14 protein-coding genes are annotated in these 13,210 nt (G+C 45.8%); 4 read left to right on the forward strand and 10 right to left on the reverse strand.

Annotated features, from left to right (window positions below; all coding sequences use genetic code 11):
* Positions 1 to 81: 81 nt before the first annotated feature.
* Both DR864_RS05730 and DR864_RS05735 read right to left on the reverse strand, forming a co-directional pair.
* Positions 82 to 1,173: a dipeptidase gene (locus tag DR864_RS05730; protein ID WP_114066054.1), complete on the reverse strand. Its 1,092-nt coding sequence runs from the start codon at positions 1,171 to 1,173 to the stop codon at positions 82 to 84.
* 71 nt (positions 1,174 to 1,244) lie between these two features.
* Entirely contained in the window at positions 1,245 to 2,237 is a 993-nt protein-coding gene (locus DR864_RS05735) for an App1 family protein phosphatidate phosphatase (RefSeq protein WP_229599528.1), read from the reverse strand.
* Between the two features lie 48 nt (positions 2,238 to 2,285).
* Here DR864_RS05735 and DR864_RS05740 point away from each other — a divergent pair, with 48 nt between their 5' ends.
* Positions 2,286 to 3,176 carry a diacylglycerol/lipid kinase family protein gene (locus DR864_RS05740; RefSeq protein ID WP_114066056.1) on the forward strand — a complete coding sequence of 297 codons (891 nt, stop codon included), beginning with the start codon at positions 2,286 to 2,288 and terminating at the stop codon, positions 3,174 to 3,176.
* Positions 3,177 to 3,234: 58 nt separating this feature from the next.
* Here the strand turns inward: DR864_RS05740 and DR864_RS05745 are convergent, their stop codons facing one another.
* The 4 genes from DR864_RS05745 to DR864_RS05760 form a co-directional block, all read right to left on the reverse strand.
* A complete protein-coding gene (locus tag DR864_RS05745) occupies positions 3,235 to 3,639 on the reverse strand; it encodes a hypothetical protein (RefSeq protein WP_114066057.1) in 405 nt (134 codons plus the stop codon).
* 70 nt (positions 3,640 to 3,709) lie between these two features.
* Positions 3,710 to 4,921, reverse strand: a complete 1,212-nt coding sequence (locus tag DR864_RS05750) for an alanine dehydrogenase (protein WP_114066058.1) — start codon at positions 4,919 to 4,921, stop codon at positions 3,710 to 3,712.
* 15 nt (positions 4,922 to 4,936) lie between these two features.
* Entirely contained in the window at positions 4,937 to 5,377 is a 441-nt protein-coding gene (gene tsaE / locus DR864_RS05755) for a tRNA (adenosine(37)-N6)-threonylcarbamoyltransferase complex ATPase subunit type 1 TsaE (RefSeq protein WP_114066059.1), read from the reverse strand.
* A gap of 38 nt (positions 5,378 to 5,415) precedes the next feature.
* Positions 5,416 to 6,657 (reverse strand): SGNH/GDSL hydrolase family protein, encoded by a 1,242-nt coding sequence (locus tag DR864_RS05760; RefSeq protein ID WP_114066060.1) that lies wholly within the window; start codon positions 6,655 to 6,657, stop codon positions 5,416 to 5,418.
* Between the two features lie 257 nt (positions 6,658 to 6,914).
* Here DR864_RS05760 and DR864_RS05765 point away from each other — a divergent pair, with 257 nt between their 5' ends.
* Entirely contained in the window at positions 6,915 to 7,955 is a 1,041-nt protein-coding gene (locus DR864_RS05765; RefSeq protein ID WP_205319206.1) for an oxidoreductase, read from the forward strand.
* Between the two features lie 64 nt (positions 7,956 to 8,019).
* Here the strand turns inward: DR864_RS05765 and DR864_RS05770 are convergent, their stop codons facing one another.
* Positions 8,020 to 8,817 carry an SDR family oxidoreductase gene (locus tag DR864_RS05770; RefSeq protein WP_114070168.1) on the reverse strand — a complete coding sequence of 266 codons (798 nt, stop codon included), beginning with the start codon at positions 8,815 to 8,817 and terminating at the stop codon, positions 8,020 to 8,022.
* Positions 8,818 to 8,909: 92 nt separating this feature from the next.
* On the opposite strand from DR864_RS05770, the gene DR864_RS05775 reads away from it, so the two are divergent.
* Positions 8,910 to 9,344: a response regulator transcription factor gene (locus DR864_RS05775; protein ID WP_114066062.1), complete on the forward strand. Its 435-nt coding sequence runs from the start codon at positions 8,910 to 8,912 to the stop codon at positions 9,342 to 9,344.
* Positions 9,345 to 9,475: 131 nt separating this feature from the next.
* Positions 9,476 to 9,997, forward strand: coding sequence for a DUF4199 domain-containing protein (locus DR864_RS05780; RefSeq protein WP_114066063.1), 522 nt, complete (start codon positions 9,476 to 9,478; stop codon positions 9,995 to 9,997).
* 60 nt (positions 9,998 to 10,057) lie between these two features.
* On the opposite strand, the gene DR864_RS05785 is transcribed toward DR864_RS05780, so the two are convergent.
* The 3 genes from DR864_RS05785 to DR864_RS05795 form a co-directional block, all read right to left on the reverse strand.
* On the reverse strand, positions 10,058 to 11,314 hold the full coding sequence (locus DR864_RS05785; protein WP_114066064.1) for a lactate 2-monooxygenase: 1,257 nt from the start codon (positions 11,312 to 11,314) through the stop codon (positions 10,058 to 10,060).
* Between the two features lie 93 nt (positions 11,315 to 11,407).
* Complete coding sequence (locus DR864_RS05790) at positions 11,408 to 11,872, reverse strand: Mpo1 family 2-hydroxy fatty acid dioxygenase (RefSeq protein ID WP_114070169.1); 465 nt, start codon at positions 11,870 to 11,872, stop codon at positions 11,408 to 11,410.
* Positions 11,873 to 11,989: 117 nt separating this feature from the next.
* A complete protein-coding gene (locus tag DR864_RS05795; protein WP_114066065.1) occupies positions 11,990 to 13,099 on the reverse strand; it encodes a C1 family peptidase in 1,110 nt (369 codons plus the stop codon).
* Positions 13,100 to 13,210 lie beyond the last annotated feature (111 nt).

Consider the following 13,210-nt stretch of genomic DNA (forward strand, 5'->3'; position numbering starts at 1 on the left):
TTTTTTTAATATGTCATTTATACACTTAAAATTTGGACATATCAAACACTTGCAATTGTGTTTAATCGCGATAACTACTTTTTATAAAATATTGTTTTGCCAAGCTTGCTTCAGGCACCGCAGCCAGTTTTGATAAAAGATGTTTTTTAGGTCATCCTCCCCGTACCCTCGTTGACGAAGTAAATCTTGGTACAATTGCAGATCGGCGATGGTATCTAAATCATAAGGAGATTGCTCACGACCAAACATTCCGTCCAAATCTGTCCCAAAAGCAACGTGCAGGCTATTGCCAGTCAACTGGCAGATATGATCCCAATGGTCTACAAGTTTTGACATCGTTACCCCAAACGCTTTCGGGTCTGATTGTCGCTGCAAAAAACCTGGGGCCATCATCCAAGCATCCAACGCGCCCCCAATGACGGCACCACGCTCGGCCAACCGCAAAATTTGCTCGTCGGTAAGCTGTCGCTGGTGCGGCACCAACGCTCGGCAATTATGATGGCTTGCCCAAACCGGTCCTTTAAAAAGGGCTAACGCTTCATCAAAGCCCTTGTCTGTAAGGTGCGTAGCATCCAGAATCATTCCCAAATGATCCATTTCGCGCAACAAATCTTTGCCCGCCGCGGTCAGTCCATCGGTTGTACCCGTCCCCGACGCATAACGACCAGAGCCGTACCAAGCTGGGCCAATGGCTCGTAAGCCATAGGCATAGGCTTTTTCCAAATATGAAAGATTGACGAGCGAGTCGGCTCCTTCCAACGAAAGAATAAATCCCACGGGCTTTTTGTCGTTGGTCACTTCGGTATTTTCCCAAAGTGCAATGTGAGTATCTAGCTCCGTGGCATTGGTGATCTGAGCCATTTCCCCCAAATCCACCATGGCCTGATACCACGCCACCTGTGCCTGGGTCATGGCCCACGCCTGTGCGGGCGAATACCATCCATCAAAGGCACTTCCACGTTGCGTAACCCGCGCCAATTGGGTAGCCACGACCAAACCTACGTTGCCCCTTCTCAATTCAGGCAGCGAAACGGTTCCTTTGCCCCGGTCGCGTTTGTCCGTAAGATTTTTTTCAATTTCGCGCTCCCGAAGTTCCTGTACCGTACAGGTATAATCGCGGTTCCATTCAACGGCATTCATGGCCATGTCTAAGTGGGCATCAATAATAAGCATAAATGAGTAGTGAGTATTAGGTATTGAGCTAAATTTAAAACTTTCATTGTAAGCAATTTACAACAATAACTTTATTCAAGCAATCCTACTGATTTTGAATGGAGGATGGCTTCGTCGGTGTGTTTAAAAAGGCAGGTATGTATGCTTTTATCCTGAATTGAGTCCAATACATTTTGGGTGAAGCCCTCCCTTTCGGGGCTTATATTCCTGATGTAGAGGGCAATGATTCTTTCGGGATATTTATTGGCAAGCAACGCATAAATTTCGGGGTCTTTTTGCGAGTTGTCGCCCAACAACACAAATCTTTGTTTGGGAAAAGCCTCAAAAATTCGCACCACCCGCATCAATTTTCCTTGGTGCTTCGTAGCCCCCGTTTGCAGCAACTCGTACCACCTTTTTATTTTATTGAGCAAAAAAGCCCCTTTTGGTAATCCATTGTGCTTAAAAAATTCATTCAAATCATCGTATAGGTTCCACTCACTGCTAGATACGTAGAAGAAGGGATTGGGTAAATCTGGCTCCGTGTGTGCAAATGCGAGGAGTTTGTAAAATCGTACCACATCCGCAAATGTTTTACGGCTGCGGGGATTTTTGGTAAACATTACTCTTAATTTTTTTCCCGTGTCGGCCGAGTGTGAAACCAGTACCGTATCGTCAATGTCGGATATAAATCCGTATTGCGTAGAGTGTGGCACGAAAATTTTACCTTCCCCCGTGGCCGTGGGTTGCCCTTGTTCGTTGAGTAAGTGTACTTTTAAAAAGTGCCACCCCGCGTCTACATTGGCCGTCGATTGCCATTCAAATTTAAAAAAACCGTCTTTTTCGGTCGTTGTGTAGAACTTTTGTTCGCCCCATTCTAATTGCACCCGAACCCCCGGAACGGGGGTAACAAAAAATAATTTTATCAAATGAAGTACATTCTTTAAAACATTGGTAGTATACCGGCGCCGAACTACTTTTTTGCCCGACAGCACATGACCATACAAAATTAAATTTTCTTTGTGGCCATATCCGTGATAAACCTTCACCGATATGTCAGAATTGTTTACTTTGTGTTCCATCATCAGCAATTTACTAAATTAATAGCAGTTCATCGCAACTTTTATTCACCCATGACAACCCCCGAAAGCTACAAAATATTTTTTATCCTCAACCCTGGTTCAGGGCGTAACACCCGAGATTGGGCGCAGGAAATAACAAACTATTTTGCCCCTTTGAATCACACCATTGAGCTGTATAAACTCCCCAAAAGCGTCAACATAGCCAAAATAAAAGATAAAATAGAGCAGTTTTCGCCCCAACGGGTAGTGGCGGTTGGGGGAGATGGTACGATCAAATTAGCGGCTGAATGTATCTTACACTCAAATATCATGTTGGGTATTTTGCCCGCAGGCTCCGCCAATGGACTGGCGTACGAATTGGGAATCACCGACAATCCCGCGCAGGCATTAGATGTGTTGATTACGGGAATCACCAAAACAATACACACCACGGTCATCAACGGCGAATTATGCCTACACCTAAGTGACATTGGCCTAAATGCCTACGCCATGAAAAAGTTTAAACTTCAGAAGGTACGAGGAATGTGGGGGTATTTGATTGCTTCTCTAAAGGTTCTGTGGCAAAACCCAAAGATGGAAGTTGAACTCCAAATTGACCGAAAAGCCATAAAAATGAAGGCCGCCATGATTGTCATTGCCAACGCCACCAAATACGGTACGGGGGCGCTTATCAATCCAGTCGGCACGCTGGAAGACGAACTATTTGAAGTGGTTGTGATTAAAAAACTAGCGGTACGAGAGCTGTTTAAGATGGTCTTTTTTCACGCTGCTTATAATTCTGAAACCGTAGAAATCTTTCAAACCGACGCATTGCGAATGAAATCCGCTAAAAAAGTCCATTTCCAAGTAGATGGAGAATATTTGGGCAAGGTAAACGAGGTAAAAGCAATTCTTATTCCCAACGCTTTTAAAATGATTGTGCCAGCACCCGCCGTTGTTTGAGGGCAAACAAAAAGGACGGAGCCAAGCGAAACGACGACGCAACCCCGTCCCTACGGAATTAATCTTCGGGAAAGGGGATGAAAACAAATCCCGCAAAATCCCCCTGAATCACGAATAAACAGCAATATTCGTCGGGATTGCGGTAGTTTTCTTTAAACATTTCTACCGCTTCTGGACCGACTAATCCCCGCTGTGTAAACTCATCCAAGAAAGAGGCTCGGTACGACCATTCGTTATCCAGTTCGTTTTGGGCAATCAATAAAATCCCTAAATCAAGGTTGTTTTGTACCGCCACAAAAATGGGATTTTCTGAAAATCCTCTTTTTCGAATCTGGTACGAAGCCTCTTTTAATTGATCGGATATTTTAACAAAATCCTGCGATATCAATCCCAAAAGCCGTCGGTTGACTTCTGGCGAATTGGCATCGTCCATTAACGTGTTTTCGTTACTGTTGTTAATCATAATTTTTCAGAAGTGAGAAGCGAGTAGTGAGGAGTGAGAAGGGAATTATTCTCACTCCTCACTACTCATTTTACATTCTTGCGGCCAGCAACAGACTTAAATCTTTGTGGCGCATGTTGAATTTTTTTGCAATAATCGGATTGGTGAGCATACCACCGTGGCAGTAAACACCCTTGCTAAACCAACGATTTGCGTACATCATTTGTTCAATTCCACCCGTATTTCCTGCCCGTAGTAACATGGGCAAGAACACATTACTCAACGCCATGCTCGCCGTATGGGCCACCCGCGACGCGATGTTGGGAACGCAATAATGAATCACGTCATGTACCCGGTAAGTGGGGTCTTTGTGGGTCGTAATGCGCGAAGTTTCGATGCAACCGCCCTGGTCAATGGATACGTCAATAATGACCGAATTGGGTTTCATTCTTGACACCATCTCTTCCGTAACGATGCTTGGACTGTAGCCGTCGTTGGGACGCAGCGCACCAATCACCACATCGGCCCGTTGAATGGCTTCTGCCAGCGTATCTGTCTCAATGATTGAGGTATAGATATTTTGACCAATGGCGTACTTGAGGCGCTGAAGACGGTAAATATGTTGGTCAAAAATCTTAATTTCTGCCCCCAAAGCCAAGGCAGTACGGGCGGCATACTCGGCCACGGTTCCTGCCCCGATAACGACCACTTTGGTCGGGGGTACGCCCGTAATTCCCCCCATAATAATTCCCCGTCCGTTGTTGGCACTGCTGAGGTATTCTGCCGCAATCAGCATAACGGTACTCCCCACAATCTCGCTCAACGACCGAATGACGGGCAATCCGCCTACTTTATCTTCAATGTATTCGTAACTGATACCAGTGATGTGCTTTTCGTTCAAAAATTCAAAATACGAACGTTCTCGCGTGGGCAAATTGAGGGCTGAAATAATCTTTTGACCATTTTTGAGGTGCGTAAATTCCTGCTCAACCAAAGGCTCAATTTTCAAAATCAAGTCCGATGTATAGACTTCTTGCGGCGAATACGCAATCTGAGCGCCAGCTTCGCTGTACTCGTGATCGGGAAATTGCGCGCCTTCTCCCGCTCCTTTTTCTACCACTACCTGATGCCCGTTGCGCACCAAAATAGCAACCGCTTCGGGCGTTAGGGCAATCCGATTTTCCTGCAATGACACCTCCTTTGGCAGCCCAATCAACAAACTTTGTTGACCCACTTTGACGGGTGCCAGTGCTTCCTGTGGGTAAAGAGCGGTTTGTTGAGCCAATTCTCCAAAACCTGTCATTTCTATAAAAAGTGTTTAATCGTTCGTGTCAGTGTTGTTATCGGTAACTATTATTTCCCGCTTCCCGTTCATGGTTTCTTTGATGGAAATGGTAACAAATCGGTCGGGGAGCAAGTCGGCAATTTTATCGGGCCATTCAATCAAACACAAATTACCCGAATCGAGGTATTCTTCCAATCCAATGTCGTAGGCTTCGGCGGTATTTTTTAACCGATAACAATCGAAATGATAAATAGCCTCCCCGCTCGTGGTAAGGTACTCGTTCACAATGGAAAAAGTGGGACTTTGTACGGTATTTACGACCCCTAAATGCTGGCAAATCGCTTTAATGAGCGTGGTTTTCCCCGCCCCCATTTGGCCTTCAAACAACCACACTGGGCTTGTCTGGCAGGCCTGAATGAGCCGCTGTGCCACCTGGCTTATTCCCTGTAAATCAAACGGTTCTATCTGAAGCATACGATGTGATACGACTCGGTTACCTTGACAATCGGAGGCTAAATAACACCTTTCTTTTTCAACTCTTTAGACAGTTCTTCCATCAACAGCCGATGTGCTTCTGGATTGGGGTGTCCATCGTGTTGCAATTGGTACTTTTTGGATGGATAAGGAAACAGATTTCTAAAATCAATCACCTTAATGCCCCGCTCTTTTAACAACCCAATCATGGGGGAATCTTTTTTCAATGCATCAGGGTACAAAACCACATAAAAATCGTCATTTTTAAACTGTTTTTTGTATTCTTCCTGCGATTTTTTAATGAGATTGGCGGTAAGTTCATAATCTTTTGGACGATACGCAAACGGAAAATCCATGGCAAAATGCTGACGAACTTTGCTTTTGAAGAGCATCATCCCAAAGCGGTATTTGAGCGGATGGACAAAACGATACACCCCGTTGGTTTGCATCGAAGATTCATCAACATCTGGAAAATAACCATCGTACATACCAATCCAGCCCGCCGATGGAATGGCCCGATTGACGTGGTCTTCTATGTAAGTATAAACGGCAAAACCCTGCTTTTGAGGAACCTGCGTGGTCACGTTCTGGTGCTGCAATCGGGCCAGCATGTGGCGTGGTGAGTACCCGAAAAAACCATAATTATACGCCTGAAAAGCCGTGTTGTCTTTCTGAAAATAATAGGGTATGGTTTCGTTGTCAGCCACTGCGTCGCCGTAAGTGAACGAACATCCAAAAAACAACGCGTAGCGGTCGCGTTGGGGGTTGAGGCTATCGACAAAAGGGGTAATGCGCCGCGAAAACGAGTCTACGTGCATCACTACATCAATGACAGGCTTGCCATTCAGCGTTTTAACCCATTTAAAATTGTGGTTTGGGATGGGTTTTCGGCCCAAGAACTCATCAAAAGCATAGCTCGAATCATACGCAGGGCCCGCATATTGGGGTTGATTGGCGGCAGGTGCTTTTTGGCCCGCATCATGAATCCACCCAACGACGGTTTCTATGCCGTAAATTACAAAAAATACACTGGTGAATGACAACAAAATATTTTGAACAACGGGAGGACTTTGCCGAATCATCAAATAAAGACTGACCAATCCGACAGCCCACGCCACCACGCGAAAACCAATGAGCCTTAAATCATAATCAAACCAAATGCCGTCGCCGTTGCCCACAAAAAATTCAACGGCAATGACCGAAAGAATCAATAAGATCACAATGGATATGAAATAGCCGAGCCAGGCAAAGAGAGTGGTATTCTTCTGAAAAAAACGCATTCGTCGAAAGCTGTTCTAGTTTTGAGAGGCCAAAGGTAAAACTTTTTGCCCAATTTATTAGGAATTACCCCAACACACACCGCTAGCTATGACGAACATTTGTGGAGAGAGTCAGGAAAAAGCGGCTACCCAGCTCCCTAAAAAAAGACGCTACCGATACAGTAACTTTTGAAAGATTTACCCTTCATTTTTGGAGAATGCTTTCGTTATTTGCAAATCTGTTTTAGACCACCTTACGTTACTCAAAACTTGTTATTATGTCTACTCCTTTAAATGTTGGTTTAATTGGCTTCGGGCTATCGGGGCGTTATTTTCATGCACCGTTTTTGAAAGTCAACCCTCATTTCAAATTGACCAAAGTGGTAACGCGCAACGCTGCCTCAGTGCACGAATTCGACCCTTCCATTGAGGTCATCAGTAGCACCGAAGCTCTTTTGGCCGACGATTCCATCGACGTTGTGTTTGTCTGTACCCCCAACGACCTCCATTTTCCCTACGCCAAGGCGGCTTTGGAAGCGGGCAAACACGTAGTCATTGAAAAACCATTCACCAACACAACCGCCGAAGCCGACGAGCTGATTGCGCTGGCCGAACAAAAAAAACGGGTGGTGACGGCCTATCAAAACCGCCGTTGGGATGCTGATTTTCTAACCATCCAAAAGCTGCTCAACGACGGAACGCTGGGAGATGTGATTGAATTTGAAGGACATTTTGACCGTTTTCGCCCTGAAGTAGCCCAAGGCACCTGGAAAGAAGTAGCCGCCGCAGGGGCAGGAACGCTGTACAACTTAGGGCCTCACCTAATCGACCAAGCATTGGTGTTGTTTGGCACTCCCCAAAAAGTAACCGCCACCATCAAAATCGTGCGCTCTGGTGGTGAAACCGACGATTATTTTGACATCCGGATGGATTATGCCGACAAAAGCATCATTCTCAAAGCCAGTTTAATGGTTTTTGAAAATAACTTACGATACGTCATTCACGGCACAAAGGGGAGTTTTATCAAATACGGACTTGATATTCAAGAGGATACCTTACGAAAAAACATCCTACCCAACACTGAAAACTGGGGAGAAGAACCAGAAAACCAGTGGGGAACGCTATACACCGAAGCAGGGAAAGCAACGATTAAAACGCTACCCGGTCACTACACTCCTTTTTATGACAACATTTACGAAGCCATTGCCGAAGGCAAAGAGCTGATTGTGAAGCCGCAACACGCACGCAACACCACCCGCGTGATGGAGTTGGCGATTGAAAGCAGTCGATTGGGGAAAACAATGGCTTTTGAAGGATAAATATGCGTGATGCAGGTTGTAAGAACGTGGTGCAGGTTGTGAGCAACCTGCACCACTGCTCTCATCAGCCGTTGTCCGAAAACTCAGGGTAGAGCATCATGCCGCCGTCTACGTAGAGGGTTTCTCCCGTGATATAATCAGAATCGTCGGAAGCCAACCAAATGGCAGCCTTGGCCACGTCTTCGGGCTGACCAATGCGACGGTACGGAATCAGTTTCATTAACGCTTGCCTATTTTCCTCCGACGACCACACACTTTTGTTGATGGGCGTCTGAATGGCTCCCGGACTGATGGCATTGACACGGATTTTGAGCGGAGCAAGCTCCTGCGCAATGGACTTCATAAACATCAACACTCCCCCTTTTGAGGCGGCATAGTTGATATGCCCCGCCCACGGAATCATGTCATGCACCGAACTCATGCAGATAATTTTGCCAATCGCTCCCGTGGTGGTTTTCCCTTCGGCTTGGGCCACAAAATGGCGGGCGGCTTCGCGGGCGCACAAAAACTGCCCCGTCAGGTTGATGTTTATTACGTTGTTCCATTGGTCGAGGGTCATATTCAGGAAAGACGCATCGTCCTGAATCCCGCTGTTAGCCACTAAAATATCCACTTGACCAAAGGCTTCAATGGCCTTTTCAAACATTTTGAGCACGTCGGCTTCTTTGCCCACGTTGGCTTTGACCGCGATGGCATCGCCGCCTTCGGCTTTTATTTGTTTGACAACCTCCAAGGCTTTTGTCCGACTGCTGTTGTAATTGACAATCACGTTGGCACCTTCTTTTCCGAAGGCAACGGCAATGGCACGGCCAATTCCCGAACTAGAGCCAGTGATAATGGCGGTTTGTTGAGCTAATTTCATGCGAATAATGGAGAAGAAATTGAGTTGTTTGTCAATTTTAATCAATTTTGAGAAAAAGTCATGCCACCGCAGTCATTTGTTTTTTTGAAAGAATGAGAAAAACGTATTTTTTGTACGGGCTTGGATTGGGTTTCCTGCTGATTGTGCTCAAACTCATCGAGTACCAATTTTTGGTACGAATGCACATTTTTGAAATATACGGTGGATTGATTGCGGCCTTATTCATGGGAATCGGGATTTGGGCGGGGCTTAAATTCACCCGCCAATCCCCCGCTCCCATGAGTGTTCAGGCAGTGCCCACGTTTGATGAAGCTAAAATCAAGGAATTGGGAATCAGCAAACGGGAGTTGGAAGTGTTGGAACTGATTACGCAGGGATTGACCAATCAGGAAATTGCAGATAAACTGTTTGTCTCACCCAACACCGTCAAAACACACTCGGCGCGGTTGTTTGAAAAGTTGGACGTAAACAGCCGCACCAAAGCCATCCATCGCGCCAAAGAGTTGGGGATATTAAGGGTAAACTAAAGAATGATTTTGGGCCATTTCGGAAAAATCACCCAAAAGTATGACCGTTCGTTCCTGGCTTCTACCCTACTTTTGCTCAGGGTTTACAACAATCACCCCGTTTAGCATTCACCTCTTCAAAACTACCAATTATGCAAAAGACAATTATTCGGTTCGGGCTTATTTCGGGTGCTCTCTCTTCCGTTTTACTGGTTTTATTAACCACCATTGGCCGGGCCATTGGGTTTGAAACCTTTGCCGATTACGGCGTTTGGTTTGGATTTACGTCCATTATTCTCTCGTTAACGTTGGTTTATTTCGGCATCAAATCGTACCGCGACCAACACAGCGAAGGACGAATTACGTTTGGAAAGGCATTTCAAATCGGCATTGCAGTGACGGTCATTTCCTGCGTTTGTTACGCACTTACGTGGTTAATTTTTTTCTTCAATTTCTTCCCTACTTTTATGGAGGATTTTGGGGCCTATCATCTCCAAAAAATGAAAGAAGACGGTAAAAGCGCGGCCGAAATCGCCCAACAAGCCGCCGAAATAGCCAAGGCCAACACCCAATATCAAAATCCGTTTTACAATTTTGCCGTCACCTTTATGGAGCCATTTCCAGTGGGTTTGCTCATGACGCTGGTATCGGCACTGGTGCTGAAAAAGAAGTAAACCAAACTACTTTTACATCGCTTTTTCAGTTAAAAATTTTACAGTTTTTCGGCTTAAATTTTACGTTTCCATCACGCTTTCTGGCCCGATTTCTACAATGGAGCGGCAACCTGCCAATGCCATTGTCAAATCAAAATCTGCGAGATAATTGGCCAAAACTTGTTGTACGCCTTCGCTGCCCCCCAAAGCCAGTCCATACACGTAGGGACGCCCCAAGCAAACGGCAGTAGCGCCGAGCGCCAAAGCCTTAAAAATATCAGCCCCGCCGCGCACGCCACTGTCCAACAGCAAAGGAATACGACCTTGGACGACTTCGGCGATACGCGGCAACATATCCATCGTACCCACCGCCCCGTCTACCTGGCGACCGCCGTGGTTGGAAATGACCAAACCGTTGATGCCATGATCCAAGGCTTTGAGGGCGTCGTCGGGATGAAGAATTCCTTTGAGCAAAATCGGCAGTTTAGTTATCTCGCGCAGATAGGCCAGATTTTCCCAAGTAAGCGAAGGGCGCGTATAAATATCGACAAATTTTTTGACCGCCTTGCGGGGGTTGCCCGATTTGGCATTTTCTAAAAAGCTACCCGGATAATGTCGGATAACGTTCCACAAGGTGCGTATGGCATCGTACGTTATCTTGGGTTTGGGCGCGGGCGTGGGATCTGGCTCTTCCAGCAATCGACGAAAAACGGGGTCGGAAGTATATTGGGCAATGCCCATTCCACGCAAAAAAGGCAGGTACGCCAGCTCCAAATCTTGGGTGCGCCAGCCCAGAAGGGTTGTATCCAAAGTAACTACAATTGCCTCACAACCACTGCTTTCGGCGCGCCGAACAAAACTCGCCACCAATTCGTCCGACTTACTCCAATATAACTGAAACCATCGCGTTTGCTGGCCCATTGCCGCCGCGCAGACTTCCATAGGTACCGATGCCTGATTGGAAAAAATGTAAGGTATGCCCGTGGCAGCGGCGGCTTTGGCTACGGCCAAATCTGCCTCAGGATGCGCCATTTCCAGCACACCAATGGGAGCCAACAATAAGGGATAGGGATGTTTTTTACCGAATAATTCAATGCTCGTATCCCGCCCCGACACATCACGTAACATACGTGGTATGATGCGCCAACGCTCAAACGCCCGACGATTTTGCCGCATGGTATCACCGTGGCCCGCTCCTCCCACAATATAAGCCGCCGCCTGCGGCGACAGGGCTTTTATCGCTTTGTTTTCCAACCCCTGAGCGTCAACAGGAATTGAAGACACGATTCCTGAGGCTCCTTCAAAATATATTTTTTTCTGGCGTTCAAAGGCGTTCATAAGGCTGGGTCAATCAGTTGGTATTTTAGGTTTAGGATAACAAAAAAGGTAATCGGCATTGCACCGATTACCCCCAAATTTGAGATAAAGTTATCAATATGGTATCCCTGCTTTTTTGTAGATAAAGTGCATCAACCACGCGGGGCCAATCATCAGAAATTGTAAATCTTTAAAAAAAGAAGGTTTTTTTCCTTCCACTTTATGCCCCCAAAATTGCCCAATCCAAGCAATCACAAAAATACCCAACGAAACCTGCCACAGCGTCCAACCTTGATTTTCAACTTGTTGGGCCAGAAAAAGGCACAAACTCGTAAACAGAATCAATCCAATCGCTAAGGTAACCGATAAGCGTATGTAATAAATCGTCACCAGTGCCAGTACGAGCATAGCCACATTGAGCGGCAGATTTTCGGCAATCAAAACGGGCAGTTTGATACTATAAAGCAACCCTACCACACTAAAAAAAATGGCAGGTACACAAATCCAGTGTACCAGTTTATTGGTAGGATTCTGATGGCTTTCACCGTATTCATTCAGCCAGGCATCAATGGTTCTCATAATTGTAAAAGGGTTGGTTTTATAAAGATAAATCACAAATAAACCTCCTTAAAATTATATAAATAACCACAAAATGACAAACCCATACTGAATAATCAGCCCAAATCGGGCGTTTGGTTATTCATTTTCTTCTTCCTCTTCGGCCCCGACCAGTACATATTCATAATCTCCGTCGATGGCGTATTCGTCGCAGAGCGCATCCAAATCTGCCAAGAAATCTTCGTACACATCCGTCAGAATTTCGAAGTTGGTGATTTCGAGGTACTCTACCCCGTCCTCATCTTCGATGGTTTCGTAGTCAAAATAGTACTCATCTTCCTCACTCACGTACTCCTGACAAAGGGCTTCTAGTTGAGCTGCAAAATCTTCGGGGTCTTCGACTTGAATGTAGAAATCCGTCAGGTAGGTTCGGTCTTCATCGTAGAAATTGGACTCCTCGCTATCGTCAGAAATATCCTCGCTGAAATCCAAATTTTCTACGGCTTTTACAATCCAGGAATCGTGTCCGTTGTAATCTTCGTGCATGACATAATCGTACGGAATGTAGCAATAACCACCGTCGCCCCATCTTTCACCCCAAGAATTACGGACGATAAACATTTTGTCGGGGTCAGAATAACCCACACAAAGCATGGCGTGCCAACCGTGCGTTTCACGAACCTCGTCAGAAGCTTTGGGCATGATTACCCGGCCTTTGTTGCGATTTGCGCTATCAAAAGACTTAAAGGTATTAAGCGCAAACGCAATCGGGTACCCTTCGGCCAGGGTTTGCCGCCAGAGGTCTAAGTCCGTTTTGATAAATTCGGCTTCTACAATCCGGAAATTAGCCCCGTGATTGTAGGAATCCTCATCGGGTTCTTCCGTTATCCTATCATTATCATTGGGCCAATAATCTTCTGAGCAAGCACCGTATTCTTTTAATCCTTCGATGGCATTGACCATCATCGAGCCATTATCTTCGTCTTGTTCACCCGCAAAATACCGGGCATTATAGTAAATAAACAAACGACTTACATCCGAAGAATCGCCGAGCGTACGCTTGGCCAAATACTCGTATGCACCCGCAAAGGAGTTGGCTACGCAACTGTTTCCCACCTGCATTTCGACCGAAGTCATAAATTTTCGCAAGTCGACTTTGGGCGGGAGATTAAGATTTTTTTTGATTTTTTTTTGGGTTACATCGTCTGGCATTTTACCAATACGATAACCACCTATTCGGTCAGCCATTGCATTAAAAAGGTTAAGAGTTTAGGGTACAGGGGTTTTCTTATTGCGAATAAAATAAAAAGAGCTGAATCTTGCGAATCAGCCCTCAAATAACCAACAAAAAGGTATATT

The organism is Runella rosea (assembly GCF_003325355.1).
Classification (GTDB): domain Bacteria; phylum Bacteroidota; class Bacteroidia; order Cytophagales; family Spirosomataceae; genus Runella; species Runella rosea.

What these genes read in the sequence shown, in the direction of transcription:
- DR864_RS05730 (WP_114066054.1), bottom strand. Translation starts at nt 1,173, where the DNA reads ATGCTTATTATTGATGCCCACTTAGACATGGCCATGAATGCCGTTGAA.
- DR864_RS05735 (WP_229599528.1), bottom strand. Translation starts at nt 2,237, where the DNA reads ATGATGGAACACAAAGTAAACAATTCTGACATATCGGTGAAGGTTTAT.
- DR864_RS05740 (WP_114066056.1), top strand. Translation starts at nt 2,286, where the DNA reads ATGACAACCCCCGAAAGCTACAAAATATTTTTTATCCTCAACCCTGGT.
- DR864_RS05745 (WP_114066057.1), bottom strand. Translation starts at nt 3,639, where the DNA reads ATGATTAACAACAGTAACGAAAACACGTTAATGGACGATGCCAATTCG.
- DR864_RS05750 (WP_114066058.1), bottom strand. Translation starts at nt 4,921, where the DNA reads ATGACAGGTTTTGGAGAATTGGCTCAACAAACCGCTCTTTACCCACAG.
- tsaE (WP_114066059.1), bottom strand. Translation starts at nt 5,377, where the DNA reads ATGCTTCAGATAGAACCGTTTGATTTACAGGGAATAAGCCAGGTGGCA.
- DR864_RS05760 (WP_114066060.1), bottom strand. Translation starts at nt 6,657, where the DNA reads ATGCGTTTTTTTCAGAAGAATACCACTCTCTTTGCCTGGCTCGGCTAT.
- DR864_RS05765 (WP_205319206.1), top strand. Translation starts at nt 6,915, where the DNA reads ATGTCTACTCCTTTAAATGTTGGTTTAATTGGCTTCGGGCTATCGGGG.
- DR864_RS05770 (WP_114070168.1), bottom strand. Translation starts at nt 8,817, where the DNA reads ATGAAATTAGCTCAACAAACCGCCATTATCACTGGCTCTAGTTCGGGA.
- DR864_RS05775 (WP_114066062.1), top strand. Translation starts at nt 8,910, where the DNA reads ATGAGAAAAACGTATTTTTTGTACGGGCTTGGATTGGGTTTCCTGCTG.
- DR864_RS05780 (WP_114066063.1), top strand. Translation starts at nt 9,476, where the DNA reads ATGCAAAAGACAATTATTCGGTTCGGGCTTATTTCGGGTGCTCTCTCT.
- DR864_RS05785 (WP_114066064.1), bottom strand. Translation starts at nt 11,314, where the DNA reads ATGAACGCCTTTGAACGCCAGAAAAAAATATATTTTGAAGGAGCCTCA.
- DR864_RS05790 (WP_114070169.1), bottom strand. Translation starts at nt 11,872, where the DNA reads ATGAGAACCATTGATGCCTGGCTGAATGAATACGGTGAAAGCCATCAG.
- DR864_RS05795 (WP_114066065.1), bottom strand. Translation starts at nt 13,099, where the DNA reads ATGGCTGACCGAATAGGTGGTTATCGTATTGGTAAAATGCCAGACGAT.